We start from the raw sequence: 12,628 nt of genomic DNA, 5'->3' as shown, positions 1-12,628 counted from the left end.
TCATGTTAACGAGCGGATGCCGCAACCCGGCCCTCTGCGGCGCGATCGGTGGAGACCCGCTCGCTGTCCACAGGTTCGTCGGACTCGCGCCAGCGGCCGGTGCCCGCGACGACCTCGTCCATGATCGCCCGGAACCGCGGGCACGTCGTGATGTCGTGGGAGCGGCAGCGCAGCGCGTGCTCGGTCATGCGGCGCGAGCGCTCCATGTCGGCCATGCGGCGCTCGAGGTCGGCGAGGTGCTCCTCGAGCACGCGGTGCCGCTCAGGCGCCTGCTCGTCCAGCAGCACGCCGATCTGCTCGAGGCTCATGCCGGCGTTCTTGCTCCGCACGATGACGCCGATGCGCACCAGGTCGTCGTCGCCGAACCGGCGCCGCCCCCCGGCGTCGCGTTCGGGACGCAGCAGCCCGACCTCCTCCCAGTGCCGCAGCACGTTCGTGGGCAGCGAGAACCTGGCGGCGGCGTCGCCGATGGGCAGACTTGACTTCATGTCGACATGAAGTCACAGGATCGGTTCCGAAGCAACCCGACGAGAGGATCTCCATGTACGACGTCATCGTGATCGGCGGCGGTCCCGCCGGCCTGCAGGCCGCGCTCACCATCGGCCGCATGCACCGCACCGTGCTGCTGCTCGACTCGGGCGAGTACCGCAACGCCACCGTGGAGCACGCCCACAACCTCCTCACCAACGACGGCCGCAGCCCCGCCGACCTGCGCCGCATCGCGCGCGACGAACTCGCCGCCTACGACACCGTCGAGGTCCGCACGACGCCGGTCACCGCCGTGTCGGGCGCCCTCGGCGACTTCGAGGTGACCACCGCCGACGGCGTCGAGCGCGCAGCGCGACTCATGCTCGCCACCGGCATGCGCGACGAGCTGCCGCCTGTCCCGGGGCTCGCCGAGCAGTGGGGCCGCCTCGTCGCGCAGTGCCCGTTCTGCCACGGCCACGAGTTCGCCGGCCGGCGCGTCGGCATCCTCATCGACGGCGAGCACGCCGGGATGATCGAACGGATGCTGCGCCCCGTCGTCGCGTCCGCGTTCCTCGCGCGTCCGTCCGATGTGGCGCGCGTGACCGCGGTCGACGACGGTCTCGAGCTCGCGCTCACCGACGGCTCGACGGAACGGGTCGCCGGCGTCTTCACCGCCGCCGCCGCGACGCAGCGCGCCCCGTTCGCGGCGCAGCTCGGCTGCGGCGTCCTGGCGTCCGGGGGCGTCGAGATCGACGCGATGGGCCGCACCACGGTTCCCGGCGTCTACGCGGGCGGCGACATGGCGCACGTGGCGGCGGTGCCCGGCCCGATGGTGTCGCTCGCCGCGGCGATCGCGTCCGGCCAGCTCGCGGGCGCGAGCGCCGTGCGCGACGCGATCATGCCGTGACACGCCCCGTCGCCGGGTGAACCCGAGTGGACTGCAAGTCCAAAGTTTGCGGTCCACAGGGGCCTCCCGGCCACGCTTTCCTAGACTGGGCGCGTGGATCAGGGGGTGATGGACACACCGTCCGGTCGCGCGAGTGCGCCTCCGGGCGCTCCGGCAACCCCTGACAGCGCGGCGACGAGCCCTGCGCAGGACGTGATCCAGCCTCCCGTCAAGCGACGGACGCGCCGCCGCCTCGCCCTCGAACTCACCCTTCTGGGCGTCGTCGGCGCGCTGCTCATCGGCGCCGCGTTCGCGGCCTGGGGAGTGATCCAGCGGGAGTTCTACAGCCCCAGAGCCTTCGTCGAACGGTACGTGCAGCTGCTCGCCGAGGGCCGTGCCGCCGACGCCCTCGCCGTGCCGGGCGTCGCCGTGAGCTCCGCCGAGCTCGAGGCGGCGGGCCTGCCGCCGACGGCGTCGGAGGCGCTGCTGCGCAGCACCGCGCTCGCCCCGATCCGCGACGCCCATGTCGTGTCGGAGGTGGAGGACGGCGACATCACGCACGTCACCATCGCGTACACGGCGCGCGGGCACGACGGCCGCACGACGTTCGCGGTCGAACGCGACGGCTCGATCGGCGTCGCGCCGACGTGGCGGTTCGCCAAGAGCCCGCTCGCCGTCATGAATCTCGGTGTCACCGGGTCGATGGTCTTCGACGTCAACGGCTTCGAGATCGACAAGCGCCAGGTCTCACCCGACGGGGCGGACGCCGACCCCGCCGCCCCGGTCTCTCTGCTCGTGTTCTCGCCCGGGCTGTATTCGGTGTCGGTCGACACCGCGATCTCGAGCACTCCGGGCGTCGCCGTGCTCTCCGACAGCCCGTTCCGCGCGATCCCGGTCAACGTGGTGGCGCAGCCCACCGAGAAGTTCCTCAGTGTGGTGCAGGAGAAGGTCGAGGAGTTCCTCACCTCGTGCGCGACCCAGGAGGTGTTGCAGCCGACGGCCTGCCCGTTCGGGTACTTCGTCGAGGACCGCATCACGTCACTGCCGAAGTGGTCGATCACGCAGCAGCCGACGGTCGCGGTCGAGCCCGACGGTGCCGGCTGGTCGATCCTCGCGGCTGAGGCCGTCGCCCACATCGAGGTCGGCATCCGCTCGCTCTACGACGGCCGCGTCCGCGCCGTCAGCGAGGACGTCCCCTTCATCGTGAAGGGAGCGATCACCGTGCGCCCCGACGGCACGGCGACGATCGTCGTGACCGGCCCCGACACGAACTGACGCCCGCTCCGCGCGGGCCCCGCTTTCCGCCATGATGGGTGCCGGGGTCGATGATGAGCTCGACGAAGGGCATCGCGCGGTGGATCCCCGCCGTCGCGGCTGTGCGCGGCTATCGGCGCGCGTGGCTCTGGCCCGACGTGCGGGCGGGCATCGTCGTGACCGCGCTGCTGATCCCCGCGGGCATGGGTTACGCCGAAGTCGCCGGGCTCCCGCCCGTCACCGGCCTGTACGCCACGATCGTCCCACTGCTCGCCTACGCCGTCTTCGGGCCGTCGCGCGTGCTCGTGCTCGGCCCGGACTCGTCGCTCGCCCCGATCATCGCGGCGGCGATCCTGCCGCTCGCGCTCGGCGACCAGGCGCGTGCGGTCGCGCTGGCCGGCCTGCTCGCGATCATGGTCGGCGCGCTCCTGATCGTCGGCGGTCTCGTGCGACTGGGGTTCGTCACCGACCTGCTGTCCAAACCCATCCGCGTCGGCTATCTCAACGCGATCGCCGTCATCGTCATCGTGTCGCAGCTGCCGAAGCTCCTCGGCTTCTCGGTCGACGCACCGTCGCTGTGGCAGGGCGCCGTCGCGATCGTCGAGGGCATCGTCGGCGGCGGCATCGACCCCCTCGCGGCCGCTTTCGGCGTCGGCTCGCTCGTCGTGATCTTCGTGCTCAAGGCGGTGCGGTTCCGCGTGCCGGGCGTGCTCGTCGTCGTGGTGGTGTCGATGGTGCTCACGGGCGTCCTGGGTCTCCCCGACCGCCTCTCCGTGGTCGGCGCGCTCCCGCAGGGTCTGCCGGCGCCCGCGCTCGGCGGACTGGAGTGGACGGATGTCGCGGCCCTGGCGCTCCCCGCCGCCGGCATCGCCCTCATCGCGTTCACCGACACCGCCGTGTTGTCGCGCACTTTCGCCGCCCGCCGCGGCGACAGCGTCGACGGCAGCCAGGAGATGGCCGGACTCGGCATCGCCAACGTCGCGGGCGGCGCGCTCGGCGGCTTCCCGGTCTCGGGCTCGTCGTCGCGCACGCCGGTCGCCGAGCAGGCGGGAGCCCGAACGCAGCTCACCGGCGTCGTCGGGGCCGTACTGCTCATCGTGTTCATCCTCGCCCTGCCGGGGCTCACCGAGCTCCTCCCCTCGGCGACCCTCGCCGCGGTCGTCATGAGCGCGGCCATCGGCCTCATCGACGCGCGCGGCGTCGCCCGGCTGGTGCGCATCAACCCCGTCGACGCCGTGCTGTCGGCGGCCGCCTTCCTCGGCGTGCTCGTGTTCGGCGTGCTCGAGGGCATCGTGATCACGATCGGCCTGTCGTTCATCGCCTTCGTCAACCGCTCGTGGCGGCCGTACCGGGCCGAGCTCGGGCGCGTGAAGGGACTGCGCGGCTACCACGACCTCTCGCGCAATCCCGAGGGCTCCCGCGTCCCCGGAGTCGTCATCGTGCGGTTCGATGCGCCGCTGTTCTTCGCGAACGGCGCGATCTTCGACGACTGGGTGCGCTCGCGCGTGAGATCCGCGGGACCGGACGTGCGCACCGTGATCCTCGCGGCCGAGCCCATCACCGACATCGACACGACAGCGGCCGACGAACTCGTCGAGCTCGACGAGTATCTCGAGGCACGAGGCATCCGTCTCATCATCGCCGAGATGAAGTCCCCCGTGATCGACACGCTCGCCCGCTACGGCCTCACCGCGCGCTTCACGCCCGACCGCTTCGCGCCGACCGTCGGCGCCGCCGTCGACGAGGTCACCGGCACGCTGCGCGGCGACATCACCGGAACACGATGGGATGCTGCGCCCGGACGTCCTCCCGCAGACCCGGGCGACGACGCCCCCGGCGGCGCAAGGGGGTAGGTCTCAGCCGCCGGTGCGCGCGTCGCGCTCGGCCAGTGCCGCCAGGCGGGCGTTGTACTCCTCGAGCTCGGCGTCGCCCGTCCGGTCGGCGTGCCGGTCGCGGCGCTTCGTCTCGCGGTCGTCGCTGCGGCTCCACTGGATCGCCACCGTGATCGCGAGGATGAGCGTGGGGATCTCGCCGATCGACCAGGCGATGCCGCCGCCGGTGTACTGGTCCTCGAGGGGCGTCGCGCCCCACGTGCGACCCATCGAGCCGAACCACTCGGCGATCATGAGGCCCTCCTGCATCATGATCGCGATGCCGAAGAACGCGTGCATCGCCATCACGCCGATGAGGAGGAGGAGGCGCCCCGGGTACGGCAGGCGGTAGGGCACCGGATCGATGCCGATGAGGCTCATCACGAACAGGTAGCCCGTGATGAGGAAGTGCGCGATCATCCACTCGTGGCCGAGGTGGTCGTACAGCGACCAGCGGAACAGGTCGGTGTAGTAGAACACCCAGAGCGAGCCGATGAACAGGCCCGCCGCGACGAACGGGTTCGTGAGGATGCGCGCCACCGGCGAGTGCACGGCCCACAGCAGCCATTCGCGGCCGCCGCGGGTGCCGTCGTCGCGCTTGTGGATCGCGCGCGCAGCGAGAGTGATCGGGGCACCCGGCACGAGCAGCAGCGGGATCGCCATGGTCAGGAGCATGTGCCCGACCATGTGCATGCTGAACAGGTAGTCCTGGTAGACGTTGATGACGCCGCCGGTGACCCACACCAGCAGCAGCCAGCCGACGATCCACATGATCGTGCGGTACACCGGCCAGGCGTCGCCACGCCGGCGCAGACGCCAGACGCCGACGATGTAGAAGAAGATCGCGAACCCGGCGATGACCGCCCACAGCAGGTCGACGTTCCACGCCGTGAGCCAGCGCTCGATCGTCAGTTCGGGCGGGAGCGGCGCGCCGGTGAGGCGCTCCGCCGGCGTCGGCGTCTTCGGGATCAGCGGCGCGACGGGCGGGGGCGTGCGCGCGAGGGCCGCCGCCGCACCGCTCGCGACGCCCATCAGCACGAGCTCGAAGGCGATGAGCGTCCAGAACGACCGGGTCGCGGCATCCTTCGTCTTCATCTTTCCGATGAGGCGGGTGCGGTACCAGGCGCCGAACAGGCCGAGCGCGATGAGCGCCAGCACCTTCACGCCGAGGATCACGCCGTACGGAGAGAGGAGCGCCGACCAGTCCCGCAGGCCGATCGCCGCCCGCACCGTGCCCGACACGGCCACCACGACGAACGCGGCGAGCGCGATGCTCGAGTAGCGGGCGACCGTCGCGACGTTGTCTTCGCGGGACTGCAGCGGCCGCACGATCACGAGCAGCAGCAGTCCGCCGAGCCACACCGCGGCGGCGATGATGTGCAGGATCAGCGCCGTCATCGCCTCGTGGTGGAAGGCCTCCTCCCCGGAGTGGCCCTGCGTTCCCATCGGGACGAGGGATGCTGCGGCCAGGAGCGCGACGAAGAAGGTCGCGGTCCACGAGCGCACGGCGAAGGTCAGCACGGTGAGGGCGGCACCCGCGATCGTCGTGATGAGCCACGTGCGGCCGACTTCGGTCTCGACGATGAAGCGGCCGAGCTGAGCGCCGAACTCGGGGCCGAGGTTGATCACGGGGTTGAAGGCGTCGACGAACGTGAAGAAGCCGGTGGCGGCCGCGGCCATCGTGAACACGGCGGCCGAGATCGACGCGGTGTCGAGGGCCGTGTCGAACTCGCGGTCGCCGGCGCGGAGCGTGAACAGCGCCGTCACCAGCACGCCGACCATGCCGGCGGCGGAGAGGTTGACGAGGAGCTTCGCGGTCGGCAGCCCCCAGCGCACGAACGGTCCGGGGTCGGCGATCGCGAGCGGCGCGGCGCCGCCGCCGAACGCCAGCGCCCACGCCATCACCGCGAGCGCGGCCACGATGAGGATCGCGGGCCCGACGGCCCGCAGGGTGCGGGGGTTCACGCCTCAAGCCTACGTCGCGGCACCTGTGCGGTTTCCCGCCCGCAGACGCAGAAGAGGGGATGCCGCGGGTCGCGGCATCCCCTCTCCCGAGGTCTTCGTCGGAATTACTTGACGGCGGCCTTCAGCTTCGAGCCCGCGGTGACCTTGACGCGCTTGCCCGCGGGGATCTTGATCTCCTCGCCGGTCTGCGGGTTGCGGCCCGTGCGGGCCGACGTGGCGACCTGCTCGAAGGCGATCCAGCCCGGGATCGAGACCTTGCTGCCGGCGGCGACCGCGTCGGAGACGGTGGAGAAGAGGGAGTCGAGCACGCCAGAGACGGCGGACTGGCTCTGGCCGGTCGCGCTCGCGATGCTCGCGACGAGCTCGGTCTTGGTGATGGTCTTGTCGGCCATTTGGTATGTCCTCCAAAGACGACGAGTGCCGTCTTGTCATTGCTCGGACCGGATGGCTTCGCCCCCCGGCTGGTCCTATCGACCGGGACCGAATGTACCCGACCTCGCCGACAGAACCGCGTATTTCTGCGGATTTCTGCCGTTTCAGGCCGCGTGTCGTGTGAAAAGAGTGACAGATGCGACTCTTGAGCCTCGATTACGCCGTCAGCGTTCAGGGCTTGTGCGCGGCCAGGAGGTCGCGGGCGGTCCGCGCGAACGCCGGGCCGACCCGGTCCTGGCCGTCGAGATACCCGCCGACGAGCGCCGCATCGCGCAGCAGGACGAGGGATGCTGCGACCCCTTCCGCATCGCGGAGCCCGGCCCCCTCGGCCAGCTGTCGCAGGGTCTCGCGGAACCACTCGCGATGGTCGGCGATGAGCTCGCGCACGGGTCCCTGATCGGGATACTCCGCCGCGGCGTTGATGAAGGGGCAGCCGCGGGTGTGACGGTCGCGGATGTCCTGCTCGATGCCCGCGACCACGAGATCGAGGAGCACGTCGGGGTCATCCGACGCCTGCGCAGCCTGCGCGAACAGCGCCCGCAGCCCCTGGTCCTCACCTTCGAGGTAGGCGAGCACGAGCCCTTCCTTGCCGGCGAACTGCTTGTACATCGTCGCGCGCGTGACGCCGGCCTCCTCGATGATGCGGTCGACGCCCACCGAGTGGATGCCCTCGTTGTAGAAGAGCTGCGTCGCGGCTTCCAGCAGCCGCTGACGCGCCGGCGACGGATGGCTCGCCGCGGCAGGCGCGGCAGGTGTGGTGCTCATGGATCCCCCTCAGGTCTTTCCATCGTGCCATTTCAGAATTCTTGGGAATAGTCTTGCGTAGATAGAACGTTCGGTCTACCATCGGACACATCAGCCGAAGACACACCAGGATCCGGAACCTGAGACCACAACCGAAACCACCGCACGACACCACCGAGGAGCACGACATGAACACCACGACCAAGACCCCCATCGTCCTCATCCACGGCCTCTGGATGACCCCCAAGAGCTGGGACACGTGGGCCGAGCGCTTCCGCGCCGCCGGCCACCAGGTCATCGTGCCGGGCTGGCCCGGAATCGACGACCGCACGGTCGAAGACATCCGCAACAACCCCGAGGCGCTCAAGGGCATCGGCCTGAAGCAGATCGCCGACAACTACGAGCGCATCATCCGGGAGCTGCCCGAGAAGCCGATCATCATCGGCCACTCCTTCGGGGGAGTCCTCACGCAGATGCTCGCCGACCGCGGCCTCGGCGTCGCCTACGTGGGCGTCGCCCCCGGACAGACCGCCGGCGTCACCACGCTGCCGCTGTCGACTCTGTGGACCGGCACGCCGATCCTGTCGAACCCGTTCGGCCGCAACGGCGCCAAGCCGCTCTCGAAGCGCCACTTCCACTTCACCTTCGGCAACGACCTGCCGCGGGAGGAGTCCGACAAGCTCTGGGAGGAGTACGCGGTCAACTCGTACAACCGGGTCTTCTTCGAGGGCGTGGCATCGGTGCTCAACGAGAAGGGCGGCGTCACCCACGTCGACTACGGCCGCACCGACCGCGCGCCGCTGCTCATCATCACCGGCGAGATCGACCACGTCGTGCCGCCGGCGATCGGCAAGGCCGTCGTGAAGAAGTACGCCGCGACCGGCAGCCCCGCGATCGTCGAGTACAAGGAGTACGCGGGCCGCACCCACCGCCTGGTGAGCCAGGACGGCTGGGAGGAGATCGCCGACTACGCCCTCGCGTGGGCGACCAGCCACCAGGTGCGCGAGACGGCTGCGGCTCCCGAGACGGAGGCAGCACAGTAGACGGATGCTGCGCCCCGGCGCCGCGCCGACAGCACCCGGTCGTCGAGCTCCCAGTCCATCTGGTGGTTCGGCGGTCGGGTGGTGTCCCGGCCGGTGTCCGCGGTGGGACGCAGCGGCCCGGGGTTCGCAGGAGCCCCGGGCCTTTCCCGTGCCTCAGGCGTGGAGCCGCCGCAGCGCGGTCACGACGTCGTCATGCCAGCGACGAGCCGCCGGCAGTGCACCCGTGAAGATCGCGGTGTCGTGGGTCACACCCTGGTACCGCACGACGCTCGCGTCGACGCCGGCTCGGCGCAGCGCCGCGCCGTACGCGTCGCCATCGCCGCGCAGCGGGTCGTACTCGGCGGTGAGGATCACGGCGGGCGGCAGCCCCTCGTGCGACGCAGCGCGCAGCGGCGACGCGTACGCCTCTCGGGCGTCGGACGGGCGGGCGAGGTAGGTCCGCGCGACGGACCGCAGCTCACGCGTGGTGAGGAAGCGCGGGATGTGCAGCGCCCGCATCGCGCCGAGGTCCATGTGGGCGCCCGTGAGGTCGACGACGGGCACCTCGAGCACCTGCACGCCGAGCCGGTGTCCCGCACGGTCCTTGTTGACGAGCGTGACCGCCGCCGCGAGGCACGCACCCGCCGAGATGCCCAGCACGCCGATCCGGCCGGCGTCCACGCCGACCTCCGCGGCCGACGCGAACAGCCAGTCCAGCGCGGCGTAGCCCTGCTCGACCTGCGCCGGGTAGCGGTGCTCGGGCGCGAGGGCGTAGTCGACGGCGGCGATCGCGACGTGGGCGTCGACGCAGCGACGGCGGTACGCGGCATCCGTCGTCGGATAGTCGATGCCCCCGATGCGGAAGGCGCCGCCGAAGAACGCCAGCACGGCGGGCACCGGCGCATCCCCCACGACGGACGGGTGGTAGATCCGCACGCGCACGGTGGGATAGCCGGACACGGGCACCTGGTGCTCGGTGATGCGCACCTCGGGTCCGGGCGTGCCGACCGTGCTGAGCTCGGTGCGGTCCCACGCGAGCGCCGCACGGCGGTGCCGCGCCCGGGCGCGGGCGTGCGGGCCGAGCGCCGGCTTCGTCCTGTTCGCGGGCTTCGCGCTCGCGTCGGTGTTCGCCTCGACGGGCGCGGCCGCCGGGACGACGGACCCGCGGGCGAACGGCCAGAGCGCGGTGATGCGGGTCCTCACGGTGCTCATCGCCTGGTCGAACATGTACTTGCGGTGCACTCGCAGGCGCTCTTCGAAGAACGGGTCCAGCGGCATGGATCCATCCTCCCGCGCGTCGGCGCCGACGTGCACGGTGCTTGACAAAAGGGGCGGCTCCGAGTCCCGGGGAACCCGGAGCTGCTCAGCCGGTGGACTCCCGCTCGACCACGCGGAAGCCGGTGACGTGCTCCGTCGGCTGCCAGCCGGGCGCGTCGGCCAGGCGGGCGAGCAGCAGGTCGACGGCGAGGCGGGCCACCGCGTCCCGGTCGGGATCGATCGTGGTGAGGCTGGGCACGCTGTACCGCGCCTCGAGGATGTCGTCGAAACCCACCACCCGCACGTCGCTGGGAACCGACAGCCCACGATCGACGAGCCCGCGGATGAGCCCGAGCGCCACGGTGTCGGTGATGCAGACGACGCCGTCGAAGGCGGCCCCGCGGTCGACCAACTCGTGCGCGGCGGTGCGGCCGTCCTCGATGGAGAGATCGTGCCGCCCGATCACGAGCGCTTCGTCGAGCTCGAGCCCGCGATCGGCGAGCGCGCGCCGGAAGCCGGCGTGCCGCAGCGACGTGACGCTGAGCCGGCTCAGGTCTCCGCCCTGCACCATCGCGATCCGGCGGCATCCCCGGTCGATGAGGTGCGTCGTCGCGGCGTAGGTTCCCGCTTCGTTCGGGAGCGCGATGTGGTCGACGGGGGCATCTGCCATGCTCTCACCGAGGATCACCATCGGCACGTCGGTGGTGAGCAGATTCGCGTCGGCCGATCCCAGCCCGACCGCGGAGAGGATCAGCCCGTCGTACATGCGGGTGCGCGACGACGCGATGGCCGACAGCTCGTTCTCGCGGTCGGCGCCCGTCCGCTCGATCGCGACGCGGTATCCCGCGTCGTGCGCGTTCGCGATGATCCGGGAGGCCAGCTGCCCGAAGTAGGGCGACTCGACCTCCGGCACGGCGAACCCGATCGTGTTGGTGCGCCCCGCGCGCAGGTTACGCGCCGCGACGTTCACGCGATAGCCGAGGTCGTCGATCGCCTTGAGCACGCGCTCACGCGTCTCGGCTCGCACGTGCGGGTGCTTGTTGAGCACGTTCGACACGGTCATCGGCGAGACGCCGGCGGCCTTGGCGACGTCGTGCAGGGTGGCCATTGCTGAACTCTATCCGTGGGCCGTCGGCCCACCCGTCAGGCCAGCTCCAGCGACACCGTCGCGAACGAGTGCGCCGGCAGGGTGACCCGCAGCGTCGAGCCGTCAAGCTCGGTGTCGAGGGCGACCGGGGCGACGGCGTCGGGCGCCTCGGCCGTGTTGTGCGCGGCGGCGGAGTCGCCCGTGAGCACGCGGGCCGTCGCGGCCGACACCGCGCGGCCGCGGAGGTCGACCTCGATGGCGAGGGATGCCTCGGCGTCGAGGTTGCTCAGCGACAGGAGCGCCGTCGAGCCCGTCGTGCTGGCCGACGCCGACACGACCTGCAGCGGCCGGCCGTCCGCCTCGCGGGGCTCGGGCGCGTCGAGGACGTGGACGGCGAGCGACGCCGCGTCGTGGTGGCCGCGGCTCATCTCGAACACGTGGTACGTCGGGGTGAGCACGAGCGCCCCTGTCGCAGCATCCGTCAGCAGCATCGCCTGGAGCACGTTCACGGTCTGGGCGATGTTCGCCATCACCAGGCGATCGGCGTTGCGGTGGAACGCGTCGAAGTGGACGGCGGCCACGAGCGCGTCGCGGACGGTGTTCTGCTGGTACAGGAAGCCGGGGTTGGTGCCCTCCTCGACGTCCCACCAGGTGCCCCATTCGTCGAGCACGAGCCCGACCTTGCGGCCCGGGTCGTACGCGTCCATGATGCGGGCGTGGGCGCTGATGACGCGCTCGACGTCCTGCGCCTTCGACATCGTCGCGTAGTAGTCGTCGGTCGTGAACGAGGTGGCGCTGCCCTTGTGCTCCCACGTGCCGGCGAGCGTGTAGTAGTGGAACGAGATCGCCTGGAAGATGTTCTTCGGGTCACGCTGGCAGCCGAGGCAGCTGAGCGCCTCCATGAGCGCGGTCGTCCAGGTCACGTCGTCGTCGGATGCGCCGGCGGCGATGCGATACAGCTTGTTGCCGCCGTGGTCGCGGCAGAAGGTCGCGTAGCGACGCGCCTCGGCGGCGAACTGCGGGGCGGTGAAGTTGCCGCCGCAGCCCCAGGCCTCGTTGCCGATGCCCCAGAACGGCACCTTCCACGGCTCGTCGCGCCCGTTCTCGCGGCGCAGGCTCGCCATCGGGCTGTCGCCGTCGCGCGTGAGGTACTCGACCCAGTCGCTCATCTCCTGCACGCTGCCGCTGCCGACGTTGCCGCTCACGTACGCGTCGGCGCCGAGCATCTCGCAGAGGTCCATGAACTCGTGCGTGCCGAAGTGGTTGTTCTCGACGACGTCGCCCCAGTGGGTGTTGACCATCCGCGGGCGCGACTCCTTCGGGCCGATCCCGTCGCGCCAGTGATATTCGTCGGCGAAGCAGCCGCCCGGCCAGCGCAGGTTCGGGATGCCGATGCCCTTCAGCGCCTCGACGACGTCGAGCCGGATGCCGCGCTCGTGGGGGATCGACGAGTCCTCGCCGACGTAGAACCCCCCGTAGATGCAGCGACCGAGGTGCTCGGCGAAGTGGCCGTAGAGGTGGCGGCTGATGACCGGACCGGGGACGTCCAGGTCGACGACGGCGCGGGCGCGGAGGTCGGGCACAGGGTTTCTCCTTCGAAACGTGGGGGGACTACGCGAGTTGTAACGATACACAGCGCGGA

The 12,628-nt window shown here is 71.0% G+C and carries 11 protein-coding genes; 4 read left to right on the top strand and 7 right to left on the bottom strand.

Annotated features, from left to right (window positions below):
* Positions 1 to 5: 5 nt before the first annotated feature.
* Complete coding sequence (locus ACFC1I_RS07635; RefSeq protein ID WP_376007591.1) at positions 6 to 488, bottom strand: MerR family transcriptional regulator; 483 nt, start codon at positions 486 to 488, stop codon at positions 6 to 8.
* 53 nt (positions 489 to 541) lie between these two features.
* On the opposite strand from ACFC1I_RS07635, the gene ACFC1I_RS07630 reads away from it, so the two are divergent.
* The 3 genes from ACFC1I_RS07630 to ACFC1I_RS07620 all read left to right on the top strand — a co-directional run bounded on the left by ACFC1I_RS07630 (position 542) and on the right by ACFC1I_RS07620 (position 4,461).
* Entirely contained in the window at positions 542 to 1,375 is an 834-nt protein-coding gene (locus ACFC1I_RS07630) for an NAD(P)/FAD-dependent oxidoreductase (RefSeq protein WP_376007589.1), read from the top strand.
* Between the two features lie 108 nt (positions 1,376 to 1,483).
* Positions 1,484 to 2,629: a hypothetical protein gene (locus ACFC1I_RS07625; RefSeq protein WP_376008025.1), complete on the top strand. Its 1,146-nt coding sequence runs from the start codon at positions 1,484 to 1,486 to the stop codon at positions 2,627 to 2,629.
* A 53-nt stretch (positions 2,630 to 2,682) separates the two neighbouring features.
* Complete coding sequence (locus tag ACFC1I_RS07620) at positions 2,683 to 4,461, top strand: SulP family inorganic anion transporter (protein WP_376007587.1); 1,779 nt, start codon at positions 2,683 to 2,685, stop codon at positions 4,459 to 4,461.
* Between the two features lie 3 nt (positions 4,462 to 4,464).
* On the opposite strand, the gene ACFC1I_RS07615 is transcribed toward ACFC1I_RS07620, so the two are convergent.
* From ACFC1I_RS07615 to ACFC1I_RS07605, 3 genes are all read right to left on the bottom strand, one after another.
* Complete coding sequence (locus ACFC1I_RS07615; protein ID WP_376007585.1) at positions 4,465 to 6,444, bottom strand: cytochrome c oxidase assembly protein; 1,980 nt, start codon at positions 6,442 to 6,444, stop codon at positions 4,465 to 4,467.
* A gap of 104 nt (positions 6,445 to 6,548) precedes the next feature.
* Complete coding sequence (locus ACFC1I_RS07610; protein WP_045301792.1) at positions 6,549 to 6,836, bottom strand: HU family DNA-binding protein; 288 nt, start codon at positions 6,834 to 6,836, stop codon at positions 6,549 to 6,551.
* 211 nt (positions 6,837 to 7,047) lie between these two features.
* Entirely contained in the window at positions 7,048 to 7,641 is a 594-nt protein-coding gene (locus ACFC1I_RS07605; RefSeq protein WP_376007583.1) for a TetR/AcrR family transcriptional regulator, read from the bottom strand.
* A gap of 167 nt (positions 7,642 to 7,808) precedes the next feature.
* Between ACFC1I_RS07605 and ACFC1I_RS07600 the strand changes: the two genes are divergently transcribed.
* Positions 7,809 to 8,663, top strand: coding sequence for an alpha/beta hydrolase (locus ACFC1I_RS07600; RefSeq protein WP_376007581.1), 855 nt, complete (start codon positions 7,809 to 7,811; stop codon positions 8,661 to 8,663).
* Positions 8,664 to 8,816: 153 nt separating this feature from the next.
* Here the strand turns inward: ACFC1I_RS07600 and ACFC1I_RS07595 are convergent, their stop codons facing one another.
* From ACFC1I_RS07595 to ACFC1I_RS07585, 3 genes are all read right to left on the bottom strand, one after another.
* Positions 8,817 to 9,920, bottom strand: coding sequence for an alpha/beta hydrolase (locus tag ACFC1I_RS07595; RefSeq protein ID WP_376007579.1), 1,104 nt, complete (start codon positions 9,918 to 9,920; stop codon positions 8,817 to 8,819).
* Positions 9,921 to 10,005: 85 nt separating this feature from the next.
* The gene (locus ACFC1I_RS07590; protein ID WP_376007577.1) at positions 10,006 to 11,007 is read right to left on the bottom strand and encodes a LacI family DNA-binding transcriptional regulator; all 1,002 of its coding nucleotides are present in this window, start codon (positions 11,005 to 11,007) and stop codon (positions 10,006 to 10,008) included.
* Between the two features lie 35 nt (positions 11,008 to 11,042).
* Positions 11,043 to 12,569, bottom strand: coding sequence for an alpha-N-arabinofuranosidase (locus ACFC1I_RS07585; protein WP_376007575.1), 1,527 nt, complete (start codon positions 12,567 to 12,569; stop codon positions 11,043 to 11,045).
* Positions 12,570 to 12,628 lie beyond the last annotated feature (59 nt).

It is taken from the genome of Microbacterium sp. NPDC056044 (genome assembly GCF_042267145.1).
Taxonomy (GTDB): Bacteria; Actinomycetota; Actinomycetes; order Actinomycetales; family Microbacteriaceae; genus Microbacterium.
This window is presented reverse-complemented; position numbering and strand designations above follow the sequence as displayed.

Coding starts and splice junctions, on each gene's coding strand:
- ACFC1I_RS07625 (WP_376008025.1), top strand. CDS start 1,484: ATGGACACACCGTCCGGTCGCGCGAGTGCGCCTCCGGGCGCTCCGGCA.
- ACFC1I_RS07605 (WP_376007583.1), bottom strand. CDS start 7,641: ATGAGCACCACACCTGCCGCGCCTGCCGCGGCGAGCCATCCGTCGCCG.
- ACFC1I_RS07590 (WP_376007577.1), bottom strand. CDS start 11,007: ATGGCCACCCTGCACGACGTCGCCAAGGCCGCCGGCGTCTCGCCGATG.
- ACFC1I_RS07595 (WP_376007579.1), bottom strand. CDS start 9,920: ATGCCGCTGGACCCGTTCTTCGAAGAGCGCCTGCGAGTGCACCGCAAG.
- ACFC1I_RS07600 (WP_376007581.1), top strand. CDS start 7,809: ATGAACACCACGACCAAGACCCCCATCGTCCTCATCCACGGCCTCTGG.
- ACFC1I_RS07610 (WP_045301792.1), bottom strand. CDS start 6,836: ATGGCCGACAAGACCATCACCAAGACCGAGCTCGTCGCGAGCATCGCG.
- ACFC1I_RS07620 (WP_376007587.1), top strand. CDS start 2,683: ATGAGCTCGACGAAGGGCATCGCGCGGTGGATCCCCGCCGTCGCGGCT.
- ACFC1I_RS07635 (WP_376007591.1), bottom strand. CDS start 488: ATGAAGTCAAGTCTGCCCATCGGCGACGCCGCCGCCAGGTTCTCGCTG.
- ACFC1I_RS07630 (WP_376007589.1), top strand. CDS start 542: ATGTACGACGTCATCGTGATCGGCGGCGGTCCCGCCGGCCTGCAGGCC.